Annotated in this window: 20 protein-coding genes; 8 read left to right on the forward strand and 12 right to left on the reverse strand. The window is 64.2% G+C overall.

Going from position 1 to position 22,927, the window contains the following annotated elements:
* The 3 genes from ACZY0R_RS32780 to ACZY0R_RS32790 are packed head-to-tail and all read left to right on the forward strand — an operon-like array spanning window position 1 to window position 3,080.
* Window positions 1-1,206, forward strand: coding sequence for a CaiB/BaiF CoA transferase family protein (locus ACZY0R_RS32780; RefSeq protein WP_488864347.1), 1,206 nt, complete (start codon window positions 1-3; stop codon window positions 1,204-1,206).
* Window positions 1,199-2,089: an amidohydrolase family protein gene (locus tag ACZY0R_RS32785; protein WP_488864349.1), complete on the forward strand. Its 891-nt coding sequence runs from the start codon at window positions 1,199-1,201 to the stop codon at window positions 2,087-2,089. Before ACZY0R_RS32780 ends, ACZY0R_RS32785 begins: the two co-directional genes overlap by 8 nt.
* A gap of 25 nt (window positions 2,090-2,114) precedes the next feature.
* Window positions 2,115-3,080, forward strand: a complete 966-nt coding sequence (locus ACZY0R_RS32790; protein ID WP_488864351.1) for a tripartite tricarboxylate transporter substrate binding protein — start codon at window positions 2,115-2,117, stop codon at window positions 3,078-3,080.
* 155 nt (window positions 3,081-3,235) lie between these two features.
* Here the strand turns inward: ACZY0R_RS32790 and ACZY0R_RS32795 are convergent, their stop codons facing one another.
* Both ACZY0R_RS32795 and ACZY0R_RS32800 read right to left on the reverse strand, forming a co-directional pair.
* Window positions 3,236-3,865, reverse strand: a complete 630-nt coding sequence (locus ACZY0R_RS32795) for a hypothetical protein (RefSeq protein WP_488864353.1) — start codon at window positions 3,863-3,865, stop codon at window positions 3,236-3,238.
* A gap of 337 nt (window positions 3,866-4,202) precedes the next feature.
* On the reverse strand, window positions 4,203-4,640 hold the full coding sequence (locus tag ACZY0R_RS32800) for a YciI family protein (RefSeq protein WP_488864355.1): 438 nt from the start codon (window positions 4,638-4,640) through the stop codon (window positions 4,203-4,205).
* A gap of 365 nt (window positions 4,641-5,005) precedes the next feature.
* Between ACZY0R_RS32800 and ACZY0R_RS32805 the strand changes: the two genes are divergently transcribed.
* Window positions 5,006-5,356: a DUF1428 domain-containing protein gene (locus ACZY0R_RS32805; RefSeq protein ID WP_045242894.1), complete on the forward strand. Its 351-nt coding sequence runs from the start codon at window positions 5,006-5,008 to the stop codon at window positions 5,354-5,356.
* A 188-nt stretch (window positions 5,357-5,544) separates the two neighbouring features.
* Here ACZY0R_RS32805 and ACZY0R_RS32810 read toward each other — a convergent pair whose 3' ends face one another.
* Window positions 5,545-5,835, reverse strand: a complete 291-nt coding sequence (locus ACZY0R_RS32810) for a DUF1484 family protein (protein ID WP_488864357.1) — start codon at window positions 5,833-5,835, stop codon at window positions 5,545-5,547.
* Between the two features lie 186 nt (window positions 5,836-6,021).
* Here ACZY0R_RS32810 and ACZY0R_RS32815 point away from each other — a divergent pair, with 186 nt between their 5' ends.
* Both ACZY0R_RS32815 and ACZY0R_RS32820 read left to right on the forward strand, forming a co-directional pair.
* Window positions 6,022-6,270, forward strand: coding sequence for a hypothetical protein (locus tag ACZY0R_RS32815; protein ID WP_488866311.1), 249 nt, complete (start codon window positions 6,022-6,024; stop codon window positions 6,268-6,270).
* Entirely contained in the window at window positions 6,267-7,175 is a 909-nt protein-coding gene (locus tag ACZY0R_RS32820; RefSeq protein ID WP_488864359.1) for a sterol desaturase family protein, read from the forward strand. Before ACZY0R_RS32815 ends, ACZY0R_RS32820 begins: the two co-directional genes overlap by 4 nt.
* Before the next feature lie 124 nt (window positions 7,176-7,299).
* Here ACZY0R_RS32820 and ACZY0R_RS32825 read toward each other — a convergent pair whose 3' ends face one another.
* The 4 genes from ACZY0R_RS32825 to ACZY0R_RS32840 form a co-directional block, all read right to left on the reverse strand.
* Window positions 7,300-8,976 (reverse strand): pectate lyase family protein, encoded by a 1,677-nt coding sequence (locus ACZY0R_RS32825; protein WP_488864361.1) that lies wholly within the window; start codon window positions 8,974-8,976, stop codon window positions 7,300-7,302.
* Window positions 8,977-9,479: 503 nt separating this feature from the next.
* A complete protein-coding gene (locus tag ACZY0R_RS32830) occupies window positions 9,480-11,432 on the reverse strand; it encodes an RICIN domain-containing protein (RefSeq protein ID WP_488866313.1) in 1,953 nt (650 codons plus the stop codon).
* A 99-nt stretch (window positions 11,433-11,531) separates the two neighbouring features.
* A complete protein-coding gene (locus tag ACZY0R_RS32835; protein ID WP_488864363.1) occupies window positions 11,532-12,116 on the reverse strand; it encodes an SCO family protein in 585 nt (194 codons plus the stop codon).
* A 309-nt stretch (window positions 12,117-12,425) separates the two neighbouring features.
* The gene (locus ACZY0R_RS32840) at window positions 12,426-13,346 is read right to left on the reverse strand and encodes a glycosyltransferase (protein ID WP_488864365.1); all 921 of its coding nucleotides are present in this window, start codon (window positions 13,344-13,346) and stop codon (window positions 12,426-12,428) included.
* A gap of 258 nt (window positions 13,347-13,604) precedes the next feature.
* Between ACZY0R_RS32840 and ACZY0R_RS32845 the strand changes: the two genes are divergently transcribed.
* Window positions 13,605-13,808 (forward strand): hypothetical protein, encoded by a 204-nt coding sequence (locus ACZY0R_RS32845; RefSeq protein WP_488864367.1) that lies wholly within the window; start codon window positions 13,605-13,607, stop codon window positions 13,806-13,808.
* Window positions 13,809-13,901: 93 nt separating this feature from the next.
* Here the strand turns inward: ACZY0R_RS32845 and ACZY0R_RS32850 are convergent, their stop codons facing one another.
* Genes ACZY0R_RS32850 through ACZY0R_RS32870 form a run of 5 tightly spaced genes read right to left on the reverse strand, consistent with a single transcriptional unit; the run spans window position 13,902 to window position 20,724 of the window.
* On the reverse strand, window positions 13,902-14,486 hold the full coding sequence (locus tag ACZY0R_RS32850; RefSeq protein WP_045237677.1) for a glycerol-3-phosphate responsive antiterminator: 585 nt from the start codon (window positions 14,484-14,486) through the stop codon (window positions 13,902-13,904).
* A 5-nt stretch (window positions 14,487-14,491) separates the two neighbouring features.
* Window positions 14,492-16,045 carry an FAD-binding oxidoreductase gene (locus ACZY0R_RS32855; RefSeq protein WP_488864369.1) on the reverse strand — a complete coding sequence of 518 codons (1,554 nt, stop codon included), beginning with the start codon at window positions 16,043-16,045 and terminating at the stop codon, window positions 14,492-14,494.
* On the reverse strand, window positions 16,042-17,721 hold the full coding sequence (locus ACZY0R_RS32860; RefSeq protein ID WP_488864371.1) for a glycerol-3-phosphate dehydrogenase/oxidase: 1,680 nt from the start codon (window positions 17,719-17,721) through the stop codon (window positions 16,042-16,044). The genes ACZY0R_RS32855 and ACZY0R_RS32860 overlap by 4 nt, the downstream gene beginning before the upstream one ends.
* A 22-nt stretch (window positions 17,722-17,743) precedes the next feature.
* The gene (locus ACZY0R_RS32865) at window positions 17,744-19,267 is read right to left on the reverse strand and encodes an FGGY family carbohydrate kinase (protein ID WP_488864373.1); all 1,524 of its coding nucleotides are present in this window, start codon (window positions 19,265-19,267) and stop codon (window positions 17,744-17,746) included.
* Window positions 19,264-20,724, reverse strand: a complete 1,461-nt coding sequence (locus ACZY0R_RS32870) for an MFS transporter (protein WP_488864375.1) — start codon at window positions 20,722-20,724, stop codon at window positions 19,264-19,266. The genes ACZY0R_RS32865 and ACZY0R_RS32870 overlap by 4 nt, the downstream gene beginning before the upstream one ends.
* A 269-nt stretch (window positions 20,725-20,993) precedes the next feature.
* Between ACZY0R_RS32870 and ACZY0R_RS32875 the strand changes: the two genes are divergently transcribed.
* Window positions 20,994-22,145: a zinc-binding dehydrogenase gene (locus tag ACZY0R_RS32875; RefSeq protein WP_488864377.1), complete on the forward strand. Its 1,152-nt coding sequence runs from the start codon at window positions 20,994-20,996 to the stop codon at window positions 22,143-22,145.
* Window positions 22,146-22,927 lie beyond the last annotated feature (782 nt).

The following is a 22,927-nucleotide window of genomic DNA, read 5'->3' on the forward strand; positions in this document are numbered from 1 at the left end:
ATGCAAACCAACACGACTGTCGGAGACTGCGCATTCGGCGCATTCGGCGCAACCCGAACGGGGCCGTCCGGCCCGCTGACCGGCGTGCGCGTGCTTGACCTGAGCGCTTATATCGCAGGGCCGTACGGCTGCTCGCTGCTCGCGGATCAGGGCGCGGACGTCATCAAGATCGAGCCTCCCGTGGGCGACAACCTGCGCAAGTATCCTTCGACGCTGGAGGCCGAGAGCCGGGCGTTCCTCGGCGTCAACCGAAGCAAGCTCGGCGCCGTACTCGACCTGAAGGATCCCGCCGACCTGGACCGGCTGCTTGCGCTGGTGCGCAACGCGGATGTACTTGTGCACAACTTCCGCCCCAGCGTCCCGGACCGGCTCGGCATTGGCTACGAGCAGCTCCGCGCCGTCAATCCGCGCCTCATCTACTGTGCCGTCACCGGATACGGCGAAACGGGCCCGCTGAAGGACAAGGCTGGCTATGACCAGGTGCTGCAGACGATGACCGGCATGTGCACGCTGCAAGGCAAGCGTGGTGGCCCGCCGGAAATTCTCTACGGCTCCGTGGTCGACTACTATGCGGCGGCCCTCGTGGCCGGCGCCGTTGCCTCAGCGCTCTACGAGCGTGAAAGGAGCGGCGAGGGGCAATATGTCGGCGTGTCCCTGCTTCGCGCAGCGCTGACCATGCAGTCCGCCCGGATGGTATGGGCCGATTCGGAACCCAGGGATGTGGGACGCGACATGCGTTCCGGCGGGATCACCGGCATCCATCCCACCAGGGACGGCTATCTCTATATCTCCGCCAACACCCCGCACTTCTGGAAGGCGCTGTGCGAGAAGACCGGCCTGACTGCGTTGCTGTCGACCGATCGCTACGATAGCGTGCGCAAGCGTGCCGAGCACCATGATGAGATCGTCCCCAAACTGCATGCCGCGTTACAGCAACGCACGGCCCTGGATTGGGAAGCCGTGTTCGGCGAAGAAGTACCATGCGCGGCGGCGCGGTCGGTAGAGGACATGTTCGACTTCCCCCAGGTGGCAGCGGAGGAAATGATCATGACGTTCGACCATCCGGTGGTTGGCCGCTATCGCGGCTTCACGCGTGGCGTCAAATTCGGCCGCACGCCCGGCCCGGAGCCATTCGCCGCACCTGTACTCGATGAACACGGAGAAATGGTCCGCGACGCAGCGGACAGGCTGGGGCGGAATGCCTGATTCCACGTATGGCGGCGCTGCCGTGCAGGTGCCGAACAGTTCGGCCACCACGGTCCCGGTCAGCGCGGCACTCGCGAATGCCTGCGACTCCCATCTGCATATCTACGATCCACGCTTCACAGCCGTTGCACCGATCGTGGCGGATGCGACGGTGGAGGACTACCGCTGCGTTCAGGCGCTGATCGGAACCCGCCGCGCCGTCGTGGTACAGCCACGCTCCTATTGGACAGACAATAGTTGTACGCTCGATGCCATCCAGCGGTTGGGCCCGGCCAGTACCCGCGGAATCGCCGTGGTACGCCCGGACGTCACGGACGAGGCCTTGCATGCACTCCACGCGGGAGGTATCCGGGGGATACGCTTCTCCCTTTATACGGAAATGCATGCCGTTGTAGGGTTCGACATGGTGGAGCCGCTGGCAAACCGCATCGCCGAGCTCGGATGGCATTTGCAACTGCACTGGACCGCCGACCAGATCGTTGGACACCGCGACCTGCTGGCGCGGCTGCGCGCGCCCCTGGTCTTCGACCACCTGGCCCGCATGCCGCTCCCCGGGGGAACGGCGCATCCCGCGTTCGCGGTCGTGTCTAATCTGCTGGATCGAGGCAAAGCCTGGCTGAAGTTGTCTGGCGCATACCTCGACTCCCTCGTCGGCGCAGCCCGTCATTACGACGACATGGATCCGGTGGCGAAGGCATGGGTGGGAGCGGCCCCGGAACGGCTCGTCTGGGGCAGCGACTGGCCTCACCCCACCGAGGCGTGGCACAAGCCCGACGATGCCTTGCTGTACGACTTGCTTGCCCAATGGGCAGGTAGCCAGGAAATCCGCCGCAAGATACTGGTGGACAACCCTGCCTTGCTGTATGGATTCGAGGCCGCGTAAGCCGGCCAGACTTGAAGGAGACAAGATGAGAAGAACCCTGCAGGGGCTTTGCAAAGGCCTGGCGATCATGGCTGCCTCGGTGCCGCTTTGCGCCATGGCATTCCCCGACAAGCCGATTCGCATGGTGGTGCCCTATTCGGCGGGCGGCGGCGCCGACAATACGGCGCGTGTCGTCGCGCAGAAGATGGGGGAGATCCTCGGGCAGACGATCGTGATCGACAACAAGCCTGGCGCCGGCGGTGTCATCGGCGCCGACGCGGTGGCGAAAGCCACGCCCGATGGCTACACCGTCCTCTATGACGCATCGGCATTCGCGGTGAACGGTGCACTGCGCAAGCTGCCATTCGATCCTGCCAGCGATTTCATTCCGGTCGCGTTGGTGGCGACAGCGCCGCAGATCCTCGTGGTTGCCGCGAATGCGCCCTACAAGACCGTCGCTGACCTGATCGCCTCGGCAAAGAAGACGCCCGGCAAGCTGACCTACGCGTCCGCCGGCGCAGGAACCGGATCGCATCTTGCCGCGGAGATGTTCAACGAGCAGGCGAAGATCGAGTTGCTCCATGTCCCATACAAGGGCGGTGCGCCGGCGCTTACCGATGTGATGGGAGGACAGGTTGCGATCTATTTCGGGAACACGGCGTCCACGCTGCAATACGTCACCAGCGGCAAGCTCCGGGCGCTTGCGGTGACATCCAGGAAGCGGATTCAGGGCTTGCCCAATACGCCCACCATTGCGGAAAGCGGCATGCCGGACTATGAAGTGCTCGAATGGAATGGCGTGTTCCTGCCGAAGGGCACCGCGCAGGATCGCGTGCAAGCCATCGCAGGTGCCGTGCAGAAGGCTGTCGCGGATCCGGTCGTGCGTGCCAGGCTGCAGCAAGCCGGACTCGACCCGGTCGGGAACTCTCCACAGGCGTTCAAGAACTTCCTGCAAGGCGAATCATTGCGCTGGCACGCCCTTGTCAAGGCACGCGGGATCCGGGTCGAATAGACGGCCTCACTTTGAGCGTCGCCGTCTCACGGACGCCCGGTTCCACAGGGATCGCGGGGGCCACCCCTCCCCGGGAAAAGTCGCTCACGTGCATCGTGTGTGGCGAGCGCACAGACGCTGAACGGAAGCGCCTGTGCGCGCCCCCCGAGACAATCTCAGACCCCGCGCACACGCCGCATCAACCAGCTCAGGCCGAGCGAGTGACCGGGATCGTAGTAATGGATCAGCAGCGAGCGACGCTGCCCCATCTCCACATCGATGTTGGCGTGCTTGAGCGCAAAACCGTTGAATACGTAGACACTGCCAAGCTGCACCGGCACGCGTGAGCAGTGGCCTCGACGCAGATCGCGCAGCGTCAGCCATTTCCGCCACTCGAACGGTAGCTTGCGATGGATGCCATGGGCAACTTTGCACATCACATTGCCCAGCGTGGAGACCGTCAGACGGGGGCGCCGATACATGACCAGGTCACCGTTGCAGGCACAATCCGGCGCCAGTCGTAGCGGAATCAGCATCGTCAGCAGATGGGAATCGTAATGGCGGCAATGACTGTCCCTCCGCCTTACCGGGTCCGCGCAACGAATCACGTGTACGGGTTCCTGGCGCAATGTTCCCTGAACAACCCCGGCCACCATCGCGCGCGTATCCGCGCAGACGGCCTCCTCGAGTTGCCGGAATGCGTCGCCACGACGCAGCATTTCCGCTACGGTGTCTGGATGGGGGCGTTGCGACACATTGCCAGGCAAAGAATCAAGGGCCGCGTTGATCTCGGTAATCGCCTGCATCGGAATTACACTACGAAAATCCTTGAGGCCAACGCCCCTGTCAAATCGAAGCCGCTTCGCCACTGTATGACCTCGCACGTTTTACCAGGGTTTCATAAATGGATGCAATGTCGATAGCTCCAAGGTAAAAGCGTATAGCAAATCTTTTTTTGCCAGCACTGCGTAATGTGCGCTGGCGCACGTTAGTTGATGATGCGTGTGGAACTCCGGCCCAGGGAGGGGCGGCAATTGCTTTTCCCTCCAAAAACGACAGGAATCGCAATCTGAGTCACAAGCCAGGACAGGCACCTGTCCTGGCCGACAAGGCGCCACTTGCGCGCCTTTGCGCCCGCTCGCCTTAACGCGGCCTGTTCGCCGCGCCTTCGGCCTGCGCGCGCAGCCGTTCCTCCTGGTCCCTCAGCTCGGGGGTAAACTCCGCGCCGAAATCGTCGGCCTCGAACACCGGGCGAATTTCGATCTCGGACTCCCCCTCCATGGGGTTGTGGCAGCGCCTGACCCATTCGACGGCCTCGTCCATGGACTTCACCTTCCACAGCCAGAACCCGGCAACGAGTTCCTTGGTTTCCGTGAACGGTCCGTCGATCACGGTCCGCTGGCTGCCCGAAAAGCGCACCCGTTTGCCCCTGGCGCTCGGGTGCAAGCCTTCGCCCGCAAGCATCACGCCTGCCTTGACGAGCTCTTCATTGAAGTTGCCCATGGCCGTAAGCAACTCCGTGCCGGGCATCTTGCCGGCCTCTGACTGGCTCGTGGCCTTCACCATCACCATGACACGCATCGTCGTTTCTCCTTGATCGGGTTGCCGGAGCCGCACTGCCCCGAACTCGATTCAGGATAGACGGGCGGCTCTGACACTACGATGAACCGGGATACCTGAAATCGACACCGCCTTCAGAAAATCCGGGCCACGCGTGGCCAGGTCCGTCACCGACGGTGCGGGTGGAGGCTATGCGGCATCGGCATGGCGCCGTACTCATCACACCGAACGCCGGCAGACAGCAAGCTCGCCCCCCCGCGGCCAGCCAGCCCGCCTATATTGAGAATTTCTCGCACAGCATGTCGAGAATGGCGCCCCTGATTCGTCGTCTCCATGGCGGCACCCGTAGCGCGCCAACTTGCAGACACCCCCAAAGGAGATCGGACATGAATTACATCGATGGATTTGTTCTTGCCGTGCCCACCGCCAACCGGGAGACCTATCGCCAGCACGCCGACGCCGCGGCTGTGGTGTTCAAGGAACATGGCGCGCTGGGCCTGGTCGAGTGCTGGGGCGATGATGTGCCCGAGGGCAAACTCACCTCGTTCCCGATGGCCGTGAAGCTGGAGAAGGACGAGACCGTGGTCTTCTCCTGGATCCTGTGGCCATCGCGCAAGGTCCGCGACGAGGGCATGAAGGCCGCCATGGCCGATCCACGGCTGAAGATGGACGAGCCGATGCCATTCGATGGCAAGCGAATGATCTTTGGCGGCTTCGAGATGATCGTGAACGCTTAGCCGGACGGCTACGGCGGGTCGGCGGGTTGGCGTGTTCCCGCGGCGCCAGTGGACTGCCATGCAGGTGCCCGATGAAGTCAGGAAAGCGGGCTTTCTCCGCACAGCTCCCGCTCTATGGAAAGGATTGGGAGGCCGGTGTTCCCGCTTGCGGGAGAGGGCCGGGGAAAGGGCGAGCGCCCGACGTGCCCTCAGAGGATGCCCTGCACCCTGTTCAGAGCTTCATCCAACTGCTGCTTCAACGGCGTCAGCAAACAACGCAGCCCGTGACTGTCCTCGGAATCGTCCCTATCGAAATCCAGCAGCTTCAATACCGCACAGAGCCCCGCGCTGACTCGCAGCAGGTCGGCGCAGCTTTCCTGGGCAATGCTCTGCACGTTGCAGCGAAGTTCATCGAGTTGGTAGGCTAGTCCCTGGACACTGAGTTGGCCTTTTCGTAGCCATTCCTGCAGTTTCCGAGTGCACGCGCCCTCTATGCGCATTTTGGCTTTGTCGAGGAAGGACGCTTCGAGAAGCGGATACGTCTGCCCGACGGGTCTTATCTCGCCGACATTTCCATGGCCAGGTTTCGTCGGCCTCGATAGCGGCTTGCCGGCGCGACGGCACGGCGGACAGGAATCCTGCCGAAGACAAGGTTTGAAGCCCCCGACTCCGCCCCCGGGATCTGGATTCCGCCAGCGCCGATCCTCTGCATGTTTCTCAACAGGTTTATCGTCAGCGTCGCACTAGCGATAAACCCTGATCTATTGCATCGGAGCAGCACATCGCTGGCAGCCGCCTTTATCTATGGCACCGTTAGCGGTATCTTCCTCGCACGCAGCCTTGTGCGTGGCGCCTTACGCGACAGGCGCCGCGCTGCGGCATGCCGGGCTAATCACATGAGCCAGCCCAAGCAACTCATCAGCCAGCAGTCATGAACGCATTAGAAAAATTTCAGCTGTTCATCGCCATCCCTTGCGTCCTGGCATTCGCGCTGATCGAGGCGATCATCCTGTCGCGCCGCCAGCGCTATGACTGGCGGGCTTTTGGTGTGTCGGCACTGGATCTGGTCGTGCGCATCGCGATCGGGATCGCCTTGCCGCTGTCGATTGCCGCGCCGCTGGTGCGGCTGGCGTTCGAGCATCGGCTGCTGACGATCCACCCCGTGGGCTGGGTAGCCTTGCCGCTGCTCTTTATCGGGCAGGAGTTCTGCTACTACTGGTATCACCGCGCCGCGCACCGGGTGCGCTGGTTCTGGAGCAACCATGCGGTGCATCACTCGCCTAACGATCTCAATCTGTCGGCTGCGTTTCGCATCGGGGTGCTTGGCAAGCTGACCGGCACGGCGCTGTTTTTCGTGCCGCTGGCGTGGATCGGCTTCGAGCCGGGGGTGGTGTTCGCGGTGCTGTCGCTCAATCTGCTCTACCAGTTCTGGATTCATGCGGTGTGGATTCCGCGGCTGGGCTGGCTGGAGGGAATCCTCAATACGCCGTCGGCGCACCGGGTGCACCATGCGTCGAACCTGGAGTACCTGGATGCGAACTATGGCGGCGTGCTGCTGGTCTTCGACCGCTTGTTCGGCACCTACGTGAAGGAGCGCGACGACTTGCCCTGCCGGTATGGGCTGGTGCATCCGATCCACAGCGCCAACCCGCTGCGGATCGAGTTCACGCAGTGGGTCCACCTGTTGCGTGACCTGGCCGGGGCGCGCAGCGCCCGCGCCTTCTTCGGATACCTGTTCATGCCGCCGGGCTGGACGCCGGATGGCGAGGGCAATACCACCGCGGAGATGCGCGCGCGCAAGCCTGAGCCCGGAGTGGCGCGCGGCGCGGCCGGCGGCTGAATCCAGGCGGCGGCGCAGCACGCGTTACCCGGCCAACGAACCGACGCGCGTTGTGGATTGGCGTTTCGGTGGTACTGAGCGCTGCCCTCAGGCTCCGCGCCGGTGCGCTATCCGGCCGCCACCTTCATCCAATGTATTCCACCAAGACCAACGCGCCGATCCCCGGGGGCTGGTCCTTCACCGTCGGCACCAGGCTGATCGTGCACTTCTGCCGCGTGCTGCAGCGGAAGTAGGGCTGGTTATCCACCCGGCCTCCCGTGCTCGCCGAACTCAGGTTCAGGGCGGCCAGCGCAGTGGTGGAGGCCTCTCCTGTTTGCACGGTGTAGCCTGCCCTGCCGCCGGATCCGAGCGCGCCGGCCGGGACATCCACGATGACGCGCAGGATGATCGCGTGCAGCGGCAACACAATGGATAACGGGCCGTCGGCGCCGCTCGGCAGATTGCCGAAAGCGGACTTGAACGAGACGATCTTCTGCTTGACCGTCGCAATCGCCGCCACGTCCCAGCCCACTTCGGCATCGGCGTAGACACTGCCCGTGCCGTTGCCCCGGCAGCTTTCGAGCACCACTGCGCGGCGGCGCCCGGCCTGCCCTCCTGACTCGGAGAAGACAAACGCCTCGTCCGGGTAGGTGTAGTTGAGGAAATCGCAGTTCCGGTAGCTGGAGCGCCCCTGGCCGGCCGGCGCCTGTCCAGTCGTGTAGTGGTGCCGGCCCATGATCTGGCAATTGTCGAACACCACTTGAGCCCCGGAGCTGTCACCCGGCGAGAACAAGGCCGACATTACCCCCGCAGCGAATGGCTGGTAAGCCTGCGAACTGAAATCGCAATCCTTGAACCCGATGTTGCCTTGCTCCCACTCGCAATACATCAGGCCCGCGAACCGGGTCTTCTGCTCGACGCGCAAGCCCGACGCCTTGAACGAACAGACGCCGCGCGCATGGGAGCGCCCGCGCAGGTTGAACAGGTAGGTTTGCGCGGCGGGTTCATAGCCACTGACATCGCAATCGGTCAGCTTGATATTGCCGCCCTTGGCCATGTCGATCCAGGTGCTGGAGCTCCAGTATTTGCAGTGGTCAAACCAGTAGTTCAGGAACTGGTCCGAGGTATTGGCGGTGCCCACGTAGAGAAACGACTGCCATTTGCCGGCCCAGGAACAGCGGCCGAAATGCCACTCGCTGTTGTTGTTCCCGCCGGTGAGGTTGGCGCCATATCTCCAGTTGCCGGTGAAAATGCAGTCGTCGAAGGCGTAGTCCTGCGCGCCGCCCGTACTGGTGCTGTCGATCAGGTCGCTGTTCGGCGCCTTGCCGTGGAACTGGATGTTCCTGAAGCGGAGCACCAGCAGCTTGTCGTTGTTCTTGATGAGCGGCCCCGGCATGGCGGGCTGGTAGATGATCACCACCGTTCCCGGCGCCCCGTCGCCCTCGATCGTCAGGCCTTGCGTGCGCTCCCCGAACACGCCGGAGTCCACCAGCGCGCCCGGCTGCGTAATCAGGTAAGTGCCGGGCGGCAGCACGATGCGCTTGTTGCCGATCCTGTTGGAGTTTTCGTCGCCGAGGGCTTTGCGTTTGAGCGAGGCGACTTCTTTCAGTGCCCTGCTGAACGCCTGGTCGGACGGGCTCGAGCCGGTCGCATCCAGGCCCGCGAAATCCTTGACGGATACCACGCGCTCTTCCGCCCTGCCGTCTTGCGCAGTGCGCGCGATGGCGCCCCCGCCGATGCCAACGGACGACACCAGCGCGGCACCGGCCCCCGCGACCGTGCCTGCGAGCCGTGAAAAGAATTGTCGCCTGAATGGAGTCATGCCGTTCCCGTGTGGTTATTCGTGTAGTTTTCGATTGGTGCAGGCATGGCAACGCTATCACCCTGCTTACTGCGTCATCAGGTACGCCCACAAGGCGGAACAGTCGCTATCCGACTGGAGGTACTGTGGCATCGCCTTTACCAGTACCACGTTGGCCACGTCGATACTGTTGGCTAGCGCACTGCAGAAAGCGTCGCGGTCGTAAGCCGTGGGCGGGCCGCCCCGGCGCGGGCTTAAGGTACGAAGGGAATCCGCCGTCAGCGGCGGAGCAAATGCCTCCCCCCGGCTGGTCCTCGTATGACAATTGATGCAGCGCACGGCTGAAGCGGGCAGCGGCGTAGGATCCCCCCGCAAGTGCGCAGAGAGATCCGTCTCGCCGTGGAACAGCGCCCGCCCCCGCTCCACGTCCCCGCTGCTATCCGCGGCCGCCGCCAGCATGCTGGCGGCAGCCAGCGCCACACCCAGGACCGCCCGCCATTCTCCCCTACGGTTCGCGCGGCGCATCAGTGCACGCGAATGACCTTGGCCACGCTCGGCACGCCCGCCGAATTCATGGCGAACAGATAGTAGTAGCCGGGCACGGCGACGCCCGGGTCGGACGGGATCTTGATCAGATTCTCTCCCGCCGTCCCGACCGTGAAGGTGACCGGCACCCGGCGTTGCTCGTTGTTCACGGAATGCGTGACCGACGACATGCGGACCAGCGCGAACTTGGTCACCGGCGTATTCGTGGTCACCGAGATCGTGGTGCCTAGCAGGGCGTCCCCCGGCGCCGACGAAATCGCCGGACGGGTCGCCGCCGTTCCGTTCGCATTGAGCAGGTAGGGCGGCGTTAGGATCTCCACATTGGGATGATTGGTCGTGCAATCCCCGCAAAGACCGCCGCCGCCGCTCAGCACGCGTCCGTCGGGCAGCAGCAGGGCCACGCTGTGGTAAGTCCGCGGGGTTGCCATCGCAGCCAGCCTCTGGAACTTCTCGGTAGCCGGATCCCAGAGTTCCGGGGTGAGCACCGCCCCATCATCGGAGAACGGTACCGGCACGGTCTGGCCACCGATCACGACGACCTGGCCATTCGGCAAGACCACGCTGTTGTTGAAGGCGCGGGCATAAGCCATGGAAGCGAGCTTGCGCACCACCGGCGTGCCGCTCGTGATATCGATCACGTGCGCGTTCGCGGTCGACGTCGTGTTTTCGTAGTCCGGCGCCCCGCCCACCGTGAGGATCTTGCCGATGTCGTACATCACGGCGTTGCCGTTCATGGCATCGCCATCCGCCGCCCGCGTGCCGACCGGGGTCACGCTGCCGTCACCAGTGGTGTCGATCCAGTTCATCTGCTTGCTCGGCCCCGCATGGAACACCCGGCCATTGGCTGAGGCGAACAGCCATGCGTGGTTATCCGAACGGTGCAGGCCCGCCGAGTCGCCAGTCAGGATGTAGTCGTCCCACACGGCGCTGTTCAGCCGCCACGGGTTATTTGGCCTCCAGGTCTCGCCGTCCTTGTCGCCGATGGCGCCGCTCCAGGAACCGCCCACGGTGAAGACGCCGCCATTGCTCAACGTGACGCTGCCCTGATACCCGCGGCCGCGGTTCATCTCCGGTGCCACGGACCACTTGGCCGTGGCCGGATCGTAGATGCTGGTCTTGGTACTGCTGGATCCGCCGTTGACGAAGATGCGTCCATCGGGGAGATTCGCGATCCCCGGGCAGAACATGTCATGCGCGGTGTTGGTGACCAGCTTCTCGGTCGATGTCATGGCGACCGGGTCGAACAGGGCGGTGTAAGTCTGCCCGTTGTCGCCGCCGAACGTGAAGCGATCGTAGGCGGACCATACCAACACCTTGCCGGAAGGTGTGCTCGCCGCTGCGACCGGAACGAGCGACAGCGTTTTCGGCGCCGTCCATTTCGACGGCAGGGTGGCAATGTTCAGACCGGTGATCACCCAGGTCTGGCCGACGCTGCCGTTGCAAGTGAATTGCAACACAGACTGCCCTTCCTGCGGCTGGGCTCCCCCCGAGGCGCCAAGGCACAACCCGCTGTGCGAGGCCACCACCGCATAGCCGTTGTTCTGCTGCTTCAGCGTGAACCGCTCATTGTCGGCGGCTGGCGACTGACAGGGCCACTGAATCGCCTGCGCCCCTGGGGAAGGGTCGGCATATGCAATGTCCAGGCAATCGCCACTATGCCCCACCGTGATCTTGTAGCGGGTTCCGTCAGGGGTGAACGTCCATTGCTGGTTCGGGTCGCCGCTACACGTCCAGACGATGACCGGCGCGCCATCGTCAAACGAGGCGCCTGAGACATCGGCGCACAGATTCGTGCCGCTAAGGGTCATCTTGCTGGTGGTCTGCGCCGCGGCCGGAGCCGATAGCGTCCATGCCAGAAGGAAAAGACAGGCGCCGATCCATCTAAGCAGTGCCCTTGTGAATCCCGTGGATTGCTGTGAGAAAGGAGTCATGGCGAAGCTCTCTGGTTGTTGTTGCTGTTCTTTGCTGCGTTTTTTGGGGTACTTTCTCACTGTTTTCCTGCTGTTCTTGCTTAGCCTTTGTGGGATCAGTCAGGCTTTGGCCAGATGTTCCATGACGCGCAGGACCTCTTCTGCTTGCGGGAATGCCGGGCTGCGCCAGCACAACTGTGCGGCCTTGTTGAAGAAATAGACTTGCGTGGAATGCGCATCGAGGCTGGGACCCGGCGGCCTGCCGCCAAGTACCGTCCTGATCTGCTCGACGCCTCCCGTTGGCGCCACCGCGCGCCAGTTCGCGCCGCCACCCATGCGCCGCAGCCATGCCCGCAGCGCTTCCGGCGAATCGGACAGCGGATCAATGCTGAGCGAGACCAGGCGAAGCGGATACCGGGCGTTCACGCGCGGCATGCCGTCCTGCACCGCGCTGAACAGCGCGCCCTGCAACGGGCAAACCGAGCTGCAGCCGGTAAACATCGTTTGCAATGCCGTGACGCCGCCCAGCAACATGTCCTGCAGACGCACCCGCCGGCCGTACTGGTCGACCACCCAGCCGTCTAGCGTGGGCGGCGGTCCATCGACAGGTCCGGCGCTCACATGCGCATACATGTCGCGCGATGCGACAGCCAGGATGCCTGCAGGAATACCGCGCAGCCATGCGCGCCGGGTCCAGGTTGTCATGCCGGTAAAGTCTCCGAGCCTTATGTCCCGCCACTCCGGCCGGCATGGCGCGTAGCGGCATGATTCTCGATCAGCGATACACGAGGGACTCCCTCGATGGCGCCCTCCGGGAGCGCGCCGCCGAACATCATTCCAGCCTATCGGGGGAAGTTGTCAAAGTGCCGCTGCGCACTGGCAGCGTCCTTGATGGCGAGTGCTTTCGCGACGGGCCTTCGTTGGCCCCGCCGTCTTTTCGTTAACAACCCTCCCCGCCCCCGGCGGCCCATCCATCAAACGCTGACGAGAGTCAGCGGCATCGCCATACGCGTCTCACAAATCGCTGGCCCTCTCCGGCCGGCACCGGCCAAGCAGAAGATCCGTCACGCCGACCAGGTTGCCGGCGAATCGTCCGCGGCGGTCGATGTGCGATTCAGGCCGGATCGACCTGATGCCGTTGGCAGTGAGCGCTTTAGCGATAAAACTCCAGACTTCCTTCGTGGAAAGCACGCCCTTCTTATGCAAATACCAGGCATTGACGATTTGCGAGAATCCGAAACGTTTTCCGGAGACTCGGCCCGATCTCAACCCCAGGTGGACCCCCAACATCGCGTCGGACTCGACCAGCCTGCCCTTCCTGCCGATCGCGCGCGAAAAATCCTTGTCTTCCAGCCAGCCGTAAAGCACCAGCCGCTCGTCAAAGCGCAGATTGCCGATCGCGGAAACGCGATAGGCCATGTTGCATCCATAGAGCCCGCTCAGCGTGGTGAGCGGGCGCGGTGTCCCGGCAACGGCGTCCGCTTGCAGGACAAGGCTGCATGCGTCGTCCCATGACAGCGCGGCACCGACCGCGCCATCATGAAGCAAGGCGCCGGATATTCCCGCGACATCGGGCTCCGCGAGAAAAGCCTGCAGGCAGCGCTCTATCCAATAGGGTGACGGCACGAAGTCATCGTCGAAGAAAACGACAAAATCCGCGCGCGACAGGACCGTGACCAGCGCGCGGTTGCGCTGCGCGGGCAAGCCTGCCGGGCCAAAGATATACTCAACCGCCAGTGGCGTTTCCAGGCCGGGCTCGATATCCGCATCCGTGCAGGCGGAAAACAGCGTGATGGCTGGTTGCACGGATTGCTTCTCGAGTAGTCGCAGCACGTGCGCTGATGCCTGCGGCCGGCCTTTCGTGGCCACGATAACAGCGACCCTTGCCGGCGACGGCAAGGGGGCATGTTGATCTGCGGTAGCCGACATCTTCATGGCCATTACCGGCGATTGGATTTCTTCAGTATAAGTAGCGCAAGATCCCTTTCAACTAGCCATTGGGATGAGTCGGCGCGGCCGCTTTTTCCGCGAATTAGTGCGCGCTTTCGCACGGATCGCGCTTGACATGTGCCGCCACAATTACCTCCGGACCCAGGCTCTTGCTGTAAGCCCAGAGCAAAGCGCCATAGCCAGCCAGGTCGGAAACTGCGCGAATCCTTGCTCTTGTGAAAGGCCACTGAGACCGCCGGCAACTTGGGAAACCTCTACGCGGTGAAGCAGGTCAACGGTGGCACCGATCGCGGCCAGTGGCGGATCGAGAACGACCAGGTCTGCCTGACCTGGTGCGGGAGCAGCCGGAATGGCTGCCTGGGCATGATGAAGGATGGGGAAGACCACATCCTCTTCGGTGGCGGCAACGACGCGCCGAGGCCATTCGCCAAGGTTGTCCGGGAGTAGCGCTGGCTGCGGCGCTGCCGGCTGGCGGGCGCCTCAGTAGTAGCGCGCGATCGCCCGCAGGTAGGAAGCAGCCATCGATTACCTCAGTCGGTTTCAGGATTTCAACACGGAAGGCTCCAGGTTCCACAGCTTGCTGTCGCTGGTGGAAACCGCCACGGCGCCTTCCTTGATCGCGCTGCGGATATCGTCCTTGTTGCAGACGAAGCCCGATGTCACGATGGGCGGCAGCGCCTTGCGGTCCTTGGTGGAAAGATGCGAGAGCATGGGCGCGGGCATCAGCTGCACGAGATTGGGATCGCTCTGCTCCAGCGCCTTGACGCTGCGCGGCCAGGTCGAGCGGTCTGTCACGAATACCTTCTGCATCGTGATCAGCCCCGCCCGGTTGGCGCGCTGGATGGTTGCCACCCGGGTGGAGACGAGGCTGGTCACACCGATATCGGCAAGATACTCGACACCGCCCTTGTCTTGCGACAGCCCTTCGCAGCTGTCGATATTGACGATGACGTACTTGCCCGCCTTGGTCAGCGTGGCCACCACCGGCTGCAGCTTGCGCAGCTCGACGTTGGCGACGATGGAGACTTCAGCATTGCTCTCGATAAAGATGTCGACCTGCTCGACGCCGTAGAGCGTGCCGATGACCGGGTGCCGCGTCAGGCGTGCCCCGAGTGACTTGTCCATGATGCTTACCGATCCGCGTGGTGGGGCAGCTCGTCGCTCAGGCCGAGCTTTCCGGGATTGAGAATGTTCTTGGGATCCAGCGCCTGCTTGACCGCCACCAGCACCGGAAACGCGCTGCCCAGCGATTCACGCATATACGGCGCGCGCAACAGCCCGATGCCGTGATGGTGGCTCAACGCGGCATTGTATTTGATCAGCACCGCATTGGCGGCATCCCAGGCCTGGCGGTACCACGTCGCCCGGTTCTCCACCTCCACCTCGCCGCGCAGCGAAAAATACAGGCAGGCGCCGTCCACATACGCGTGCGACTGGTGCGCCGAGCCCGCCAGCGTGCCGGGCACGGCATTGATCGCGTTGACCACGTCGGTATAGATGGCGGACAGGTCGCTCCAGGGACCGGACATTTCCAGGGTGTCGGCGACAAAGCCGGGGCTGCGCTTGAAGCCTTCGGCGCTCTTGCCGGTGAGGTAGCGGGTGTCCAGCCAGCGCTCGAAGATGGTCCCTGAGTCCAGGCCATGGCCAAGTTCCTTGCACACGCCTTCGCTGATGGCCATCACCGCATCGACCATCTCGCGGGCGCCCTCGTCGGCGATCAGCAGCACGTTGGTGTCCGGCAGGTTGAACTGCACGCCGCTCTCGAGCTTGTCATAGAGCCGCAGCGCCGCGGGATTCGCGCCGCGCTGCATGATCTCGCGGCACGCATCCAGGCCGATGGCGAAGGTCTTGAAGCCATAGGCGATGGCGCGGCCGTAGTCGGGCAGGCGATGCAGTTTCAGGCGCACGCGCACGATGACGCCAAGGGTGCCCTCCGAGCCGATGAACAGTTGCTGCAGGTCGGAGCCGAGCGCCGCGCGCGAGTAGCCGCCCACCGTGACGAGGCTGCCGTCGGCCAGCACCACGTCCATGCCGAACACCATGTCCTCGATCTTGCCGTAGCGCGTGGAGAGCTGGCCGGCGCCGCGGCACGCCACCCAGCCGCCCACGGTGCTGATGGCGAAGGACGACGGCCAGTGGCCCATCGTCATGCCGTAGTCCCTCTGGATGGTCTGCTCGAAGACGTCGCCGAACACGCCTGCCTCCACTTCGACAATCTGGCTTTCCTTGTCGAAGTCCAGCATCTTGTTCAGTTCGCACACATCCAGCACGATGCCGCCGCGCACCGGCAGGGCGGCACCGGTCACATTGCTGCGCCCGGCCGATACGGTCACGGGGATCGCCGCCGCGTGCGCAATGCGCATGACCGCCTGGATCTGCCCGATGGTTGAAACCCGCACGATGACGGCCTGCGGGGTCGCGGGCTTGCCGGCAGTCTCGGTCATCATCGACCCGGCCCACCAGTCACGCGTCCACGTCACGACGCTGCCGGCATCGGTGAGCACTTCATCCGCCACGCCGCGCAGCGCGTCGATCTGCGCGGCATCGACGGCCACGGCGTCGCGTTGCAGGCCGGGCGTGGCGGACGCTTCCTTGATCGTGGCCGCGTAAGCGGGCGGCGTGTGCGCGCCGACGACATAGTTGCCACGGTTGTAGCCGCGCTTGATTGCTTCCTTGCTGATCATGCATTCTCTCCCATAAGAACGGATTTTTCGTGTGCGACGGCGCTCAGGTAGGTGTTGACCTGTTGCGCCACGACGGATTCGGACAGGCCGAGTTCGGCCTGCAACAGTTCGCCCACGCGCGCCGCGGCGCGCGCCGACGCATCGCGCGCCATCAGGCGGGCACGGATGCGGCGCGAAAGGATGTCGTCCACGCTGCCCGCCAGTTCATGGCGCGCGGCGTAGACGATCTCGGCTTCGGTGTAGGGCAGCCCTTCGACGATCGGCTTCTGCAGCCGCGCATCGGCCTGCAGGATGTCGCTGACGAAGCGCGCTTCCGTGCCGTAACGCTCGCCCAGGTGGGCCGACAGGCCGCCGGATGCCACGATGGCCTGCGCGTCGTATCCCGCCGCGCCCAGCAGGTACGCCGATTTGGTCCGGCATTTGCTGCGCTGGCCGATGACTTTCTGCGCGGCGTCGATGGTCTGCTCGGCCATATGCCGGGACGTGGTCAGCTTGCCGCCGACGATGGTGACCAGGCCATCGGCCGCCGTATGGATTTCATGGTTGCGTTTGATTTCCAGCGTCTTGCCGCCCGGCGGCGCGACCAGCGGCCGGCACCCCGCGATGCTGCCGAGCACGTCCTCGGCCTGCAGGTCCGTCTTCAAGGCCCAGCGCGCCCCGTCGAGCAGGAAGTCCAGCTCCTGCCGGGTGCAGCAGACATCGTCGAGGTCGCCTTCGTAGTCTTCATCGGTGGTGCCGAGGTAGGAGACGTTGCCCCAGCGGGTGATGGTGGCGCGGCGGTTGCGCCCCGGCACCGGGATGGTCACGGTGCAGTCGTTGCGGACCTTCAGCCAGGGAATGGCGACATGCACCCCCTTGGCCGGCCGGATGTGCAGGGTCTTTTCCTCGCCCTTCTTGCGGCCGGTCCAGTCGCGCAGCCAGACGCCCGTCGCCATGATGACGACGCCGGCTCTGGCCCGGATCTCGCGCTCGCCGGCATGGACGATCACGCCATCGACCTTGCCGTGATCGTTGCGGGTGATCTCGACCACCTTCGCATGGTTGACTACCGCCGCGCCATGGAAGGCCGCGGTACGGGCGATGTTCAGGGTCAGCCTGGCATCGTCCACCCGCGCATCGAAATACAGGAAGCCGCCGAGCAGGTTCTCTTCGTTGAAGGTCGGGCAATGCGACAGCACCTCGGCCTTGGTGAGTTTCTGGTGGAGGATGCCTTCGCGCCAGCCACCGGCAATGTCGTAGGTCCAGAGCAGGCTTTCAAACGCTTTGGACAGGCGCTTGTCGAACACGCCATCCTTTTCCAGCACGGGGAACAGGAACGGCAGGCGCTGCACCAGGTGCCTGGCATTCCTGCGCAGGCGCTGGCGCTCCAGCAGGGAATGGCGCACCAGTCCGAGGTTGCCCTGCTCGATATAGCGCAGGCCGCCGTGCACCATCTTGGAGGATTTGGACGAGGTGCCGGAGGCGAAATCGTTCTTCTCCACCAGGGCCACCCGGTAGCCGCGCAAGCTCGCATCCAGCGCCGCGTAGGCGCCGGTCACGCCGCCGCCGACGATAAGGATGTCGAACTGTTCGCTGGCAAGGCGGTCCAGCTGCTCCTGGCGGACCAGGCGCAGCGGCTCGGTAGAGGTCATCCCGGCGCGGTCCTTGCCCGGATTTCTGGATGGAAAAACCATCATGTCGTGGAGATCTCCTGACTGCTTATTGATTGTGGAAGGTCTGCGCGTGACGCAGCTCGGACGCCACCCGCGCATGCCACAGCGCGCGGCGTTCGCCGCGCTCGCCGGCGCCGAGCCGGGGCTCGAAGACGGCATCGGTTTCATTGGTGGCGCGGGCGTGCTGCAGCGAGTCCCACAGCAGTCCCGACGATCCCGCGAAGAAGGCAATCCCGCGCAAGCTGGCGCGGTCGGTTTCCCGCATGCGCCGGATCGGCATGCCGGTCAGGTCCGCCTGGATCTGCAGCAAGGCATCGCTGCCGGACAAGCCGCCGCCCACGATGAGTTCGGACACCTTCACGCCAGCGACTTCCTCGTTGGCCTCGATGCACGAAGCAACCGCATGGGCAATGCCTTCGAGGATGGCGTAGGCCACCTCGGCCTGGGAGCTCGCGATGGAAACGCCCGTCAGCGAGGCCCGCGCCTCGGGCTGCATCTGCGGCACCCGCAGCCCCGTCAGCGCGGGCAGGAACGTCACGCCGCGCGCCGAATCGACCGTGGCCGCCAGCGCGCTGATCTGCTTCGCACTCTCGAACCAGCGCAACTTCTCGCAGACCCAGTTGAGCGCCGAGCCGGTAGTGGCCACGAAGGTTTCGACCGAGAGGTGCGAGACATGATGCTGGCGGCGCGCGGTCATGGTCAGGGTGCCGTCGTACAGCCCGGCCCTGGCCGGCGGCTCCGGCCCGGTCATCAGGTCGACGAAGCTGCCGGTGCCGTGCACGCACATCGATTGCCCCCTGTCCAGGCACCCAAGCCCCGCCGCGCCCGCGAGCTGGTCGCCGGCGCAGGCGAGGATCGGCACGTCGATGCCCAGTTGCTCCGGCCGGGTGCGGCCGAAGTCGTCCGCGTCCTGGCGCAGCGCCGGCAAGAGCGCTGCAGGAAAGCCCAGCGCGTCCAGCCAGCCAAGGTGGTAGCGGTGCTCCGCCAGCACGTAGGCACTGGCGGATGTCACGTTGGTGGGCGTGGTCACGCAGGCGCGTTCGCTGGACAGGTGCCACAGCAGCCAGGTGTCGATCGTGCCGAACGCAAGACGGTTCTCCCGGAACGCCTCGGCCACGGCCGGGGTGTCGTGGAGATGGCGGGCGGCCCAGAGGTAGGGGGACCGCACGCCTGCCGGGCGGCCGACCTGCTCGATCAGCGTCTTGTCCCAGGCCGGCGCCAGCGCGTTGAGTTCGCCGACGTAGCGCGTGTCCTGCCAGACCATGGCGGGCACGAGCGCACGGCCGGTGCGGGTATCCCAAAGCACCGCCGTGGCCCGCTGCGTGGCCAGGCCCAGCGCCACGATCTGTAGTTGCTCCTGCTGCGCGCGCGCAATCGTCGCGCGGCACACGGCGACGGTCTTCTCCAGGATTGCGTTCGCATCCTGCTCCACCACGCCAGGCCGCGGCGCGTCCACCTGGAGCGCCATGTACTCCAGGCAGGAGACATGGCCGTCGGCGGCGACGACAGCCGCGCGCGTTCCGGAGGTGCCTTCGTCGATGGCGAGTATGACGTTCCTGTTGTGCTTCATCGCTGGGTTTTCTCTATCGCCGGGTTGAGGAACGCCGGGGCCGGCTGTTCGTCGCCGCTGAATTGCGGGGCATCGGCTTCGTTGTCGGGATTGATCGCGGTGCGCGTCGGGTCCCAGCGAATCACAAAGCAGATGATGCTGGCCGTCAGCGGCACGATCGACAGGATAAGAAAGGTTTTTTCCAGGCCATAGTTCTCCCGGAAGATCGGGAAGATCAGCAGGCCCAGCGCCGCGCCAGTCGAGCCCAGGGCACCGATGATGCCGTTCGCCCCCGCGCGCAGTTCACTGCGGAACGACAGCGACGAAAGGCTCTTGCCGTTGGCGCCGGGACCGCCCGAGTGGAAGAGGATAAACAGCGACGGCACGATCACCGCCACCCAGACCGGCATCTTGCCGTTGAACAGGCCGAGGATCAGCAGCATGACGAAGACGGCGGCGAAACCGAAGGCGGAAGCGCGCCGCAAGCCAAGCTTTCTGCCAATCAGCGGCGACATGAAGCCCCCGAAGATGCCGAAGACGTTGAAGACCAGCGCGCCCACCGTGGCGTAGACGAAGTCCTTGCCGAACAAGGCCGCGCTGATCAGCGGCAAATACCAGCCGACCGCGAAATACTGGATGGACTGCCCGATCTGCACGGTCGCCGCAAGGATGGTGCGCGGCAGATACACGCCGCGGAAGATAAGCAACACATTGGCCAGGCCACGTTTTGCCTGGTTGAGGACAGGCAGGCGCTCATCCACCGGCGCGGCCACGAAGGGCCGGCCATAGATCCGGGTCATCGCCATGGCAGCGTCGGCCAGCCGCTCCTTGCGCGCCAGCCAGATCGGGCTTTCGACCAGGAAGGCAAGCTGCAGGATGAGAATGCCGAGCCCGAAGATGGCCGTAGCGGCCACCGAGTAGCGCCAGATGGAATCGCCCACATGCCACCAGTGGAACAGCAAGGCCAGCAGCAGGTTGCTGCAGACGGCGGTGTACCACATGCCCTGCCAGGTATTGAGCCGGCTCTTCAGCCTGACTGGCGTGAACTCCGCCAGCACCGCCATGGCAATGGCGAAATCGATGCCGTAGGCAGCGCCCACGAAGAAGCGCCCGACCAGGATGACTTCGAAGCCCGGCGCGAAGACCACCAGCAGCGCACCGGTCACCGCCAGGAATTTCGCCAGCACCAGCGGACGAACGCGGCCCCAGCGGTCGGCCATCCAGCCGCCGATCGGGTTGAAGGCAATGGCCACCCAGGAAGCGAACGAGGTCAGCAGCGCGACCTGCGACGCGGCAAGATGCAAATCCCGCGTCATGGGCGCAAGGCCCGCGCTCAATGCGGAATTGGAGAATGCGTCAAGGAATAATCCCCCCAGCGCGAGCCACCAGATGAGGCCGGCTCTGCCTTTTATGCCTGGGCAGGAATCTATGAACGAGATGACATCATCGATGCCACGGATCTTGATCGTGGATTGCACAGCGGTCTCCTTGTTTTATTTCTGTAAGAGGCCGCAGCAATCTGCACGCAGGAAGAGACCATCTTACAGATGGTCTCTTATCTAGATCTGCAGGCGCACTTTAGGTTGAAAGTTTCTGAGTGTCAAGAGAAGGATCGGGCACTGCCCTGCCTGCCCCGGACCGGCTGCGCGAGGCGCCGCCAGCCGGTTTTGCCGGAACTTGCTACATTGCTCCCTGCGGCCAACGCAGCCCCGGCCAGCTTCAGACGATCGACCCAAGGAGATACCGAATGCCCATCGAGAGCACCCGCACCGCCCTTCAACTCCGCTCGCTGATCAAGCGCGGCGGCGAACTGGAGTTGTCGCTTGCCAGCGTCGACATCCCCCTGCCCGGCCCGAACGAAGTGCTGGTCCGTGTCGAAGCCTCGCCCCTGAACCCGTCCGACCTCGGCCTGCTGTTCGGTGCCGCTGACATGAGCACGGCAAAGGCCGGCGGCACCGCCGGACAGCCCGTCGTCACCGCCCGCGTCCCGGAGGGTGCGATGAAGAGCATGGCGGGCCGGGTGGATGTGTCCATGCCGGTTGGCAATGAAGGCGCAGGGGTGGTCGTCGAGGCGGGCTCATCCGCCGCGGCGCAGGCGCTGCTGGGCAAGACGGTGGCGGCCATTGGCGGCGCGATGTACTCGCAGTACCGCTGTATCCCGGCGGACCAGTGCCTGGTCCTGCCGGAAGGAGCGACGCCGGCCGAAGGCGCCTCGTCGTTCATCAACCCGCTCACGGCGCTGGGCATGATCGAAACCATGCGGCGCGAGGGACATACCGCGCTGGTGCACACCGCTGCCGCCTCCAACCTGGGGCAGATGCTCAACCAGATCTGCCTCAAGGATGGCGTCGGCCTGGTGAACATCGTGCGCAAGCAGGAGCAGGCGGACCTGCTCAAGGCCCAGGGTGCCGTTCACGTCTGCAACGCGGCTTCGCCCACGTTCCTGCAAGACCTCACCGAAGCGATCGCGGCCACGGGCGCGACGCTCGCCTTCGACGCCACCGGCGGCGGCAAGCTTGCGGGACAGATCCTGAGCTGCATGGAGGCGGCCTTGAGCAGGAAAGCCGGCGAATACAGCCGCTATGGCTCGACGACGCTCAAGCAGGTCTACCTCTACGGCGGCCTGGACACTTCCCCGACCGAGTTCACCCGCAACTTCGGCATGGCCTGGGGAATGGGAGGCTGGCTGCTGTTTTCCTTCCTGCAGAAGATCGGGCCGCAGGCGGCGAGCGCGCTCAAGCAGCGCGTGGTGGCGGAACTGAAGACGACCTTTGCCAGCCACTATTCGAAAGAGATCTCGCTGGCCGAGGTGCTGGCCCCGGACGTGATCGCGGTCTACAACAAGCGCGCGACCGGCGAGAAGTATCTGATCAATCCGAACAAGGGGCTGGCTGGGTGATGACCCGCGGCGCGGCATGCCGCGCCTGCCGGCTTTAAGTACCCGCACCGGGTACTGAAAAGGATCTGCCCGAGCCGGTCGGCAGCGCTCCGTAACCCGCTGCCTGTCGGACAGGCTGCCGTCCTGGCGTGCTTCAGGACGGCAGCGCCATGTGCAGGATCGGGAATGGATTACCGAACGGGTCCGGCGCGAAGCGGCCGATCCGGCGGAAGCCAACGCGCTCGTGAAATCCAGCCGCCTGCTCGTTCTGCTTCTTCCCAGACAACAAAGAGCTGCGGGAGGTCGGCCGCGATGGCGGGCCATACGATCAATGACGTTATTTGAGCCAGGCAGGGATAGCAGACACCCGGGGGCGGCAACAGCCGGAGGATAAGGGGAAACGCCTTGGCTGGCTACCGTGGCAAAGGAAGCCAGCACGCCAACTCGCGCGTATCGCGCTCGCGGCACTCTGCCGATGCCACGCATTGTCACGAAACGATAACCACTGGCTGCTAGCGCATTTCATTTGAAAATGATTACCAACAGCATAAGCGGAAATCAATGGGTATAACCTTACAATTTCATTTCAAAGCACATCTCATTTTTAAAGATTTAATGGAATCTTTTATATCGGCTGCCGTATGATTAGCCTGCAGAAAATCCAACTGCGATGAATGCGGTGATTGGACTTGGAGCCTTCCATGCAGGTGACTTCTTTCCAACGTGGTTGCATCCGGCTCGAACTGCTTGCTGAACCTTGCATCGATCTTCCCGCAGCCCTTCGGATGGGAGTGCCTGGCGGT

The sequence above is a fragment of the Cupriavidus sp. F041 genome (genome assembly GCF_057814235.1).

Excerpts from the sequence above, each read along its gene's own strand:
- ACZY0R_RS32825 (WP_488864361.1), bottom strand. The coding sequence starts at position 8,976 with ATGACTCCATTCAGGCGACAATTCTTTTCACGGCTCGCAGGCACGGTC.
- ACZY0R_RS32855 (WP_488864369.1), bottom strand. The coding sequence starts at position 16,045 with ATGATCAGCAAGGAAGCAATCAAGCGCGGCTACAACCGTGGCAACTAT.
- ACZY0R_RS32875 (WP_488864377.1), top strand. The coding sequence starts at position 20,994 with ATGCCCATCGAGAGCACCCGCACCGCCCTTCAACTCCGCTCGCTGATC.
- ACZY0R_RS32805 (WP_045242894.1), top strand. The coding sequence starts at position 5,006 with ATGAATTACATCGATGGATTTGTTCTTGCCGTGCCCACCGCCAACCGG.
- ACZY0R_RS32800 (WP_488864355.1), bottom strand. The coding sequence starts at position 4,640 with ATGCGTGTCATGGTGATGGTGAAGGCCACGAGCCAGTCAGAGGCCGGC.
- ACZY0R_RS32780 (WP_488864347.1), top strand. The coding sequence starts at position 1 with ATGCAAACCAACACGACTGTCGGAGACTGCGCATTCGGCGCATTCGGC.
- ACZY0R_RS32835 (WP_488864363.1), bottom strand. The coding sequence starts at position 12,116 with ATGACAACCTGGACCCGGCGCGCATGGCTGCGCGGTATTCCTGCAGGC.
- ACZY0R_RS32820 (WP_488864359.1), top strand. The coding sequence starts at position 6,267 with ATGAACGCATTAGAAAAATTTCAGCTGTTCATCGCCATCCCTTGCGTC.
- ACZY0R_RS32810 (WP_488864357.1), bottom strand. The coding sequence starts at position 5,835 with ATGCGCATAGAGGGCGCGTGCACTCGGAAACTGCAGGAATGGCTACGA.
- ACZY0R_RS32840 (WP_488864365.1), bottom strand. The coding sequence starts at position 13,346 with ATGAAGATGTCGGCTACCGCAGATCAACATGCCCCCTTGCCGTCGCCG.
- ACZY0R_RS32795 (WP_488864353.1), bottom strand. The coding sequence starts at position 3,865 with ATGCAGGCGATTACCGAGATCAACGCGGCCCTTGATTCTTTGCCTGGC.
- ACZY0R_RS32865 (WP_488864373.1), bottom strand. The coding sequence starts at position 19,267 with ATGAAGCACAACAGGAACGTCATACTCGCCATCGACGAAGGCACCTCC.
- ACZY0R_RS32785 (WP_488864349.1), top strand. The coding sequence starts at position 1,199 with ATGCCTGATTCCACGTATGGCGGCGCTGCCGTGCAGGTGCCGAACAGT.
- ACZY0R_RS32850 (WP_045237677.1), bottom strand. The coding sequence starts at position 14,486 with ATGGACAAGTCACTCGGGGCACGCCTGACGCGGCACCCGGTCATCGGC.
- ACZY0R_RS32830 (WP_488866313.1), bottom strand. The coding sequence starts at position 11,432 with ATGACTCCTTTCTCACAGCAATCCACGGGATTCACAAGGGCACTGCTT.
- ACZY0R_RS32860 (WP_488864371.1), bottom strand. The coding sequence starts at position 17,721 with ATGATGGTTTTTCCATCCAGAAATCCGGGCAAGGACCGCGCCGGGATG.
- ACZY0R_RS32790 (WP_488864351.1), top strand. The coding sequence starts at position 2,115 with ATGAGAAGAACCCTGCAGGGGCTTTGCAAAGGCCTGGCGATCATGGCT.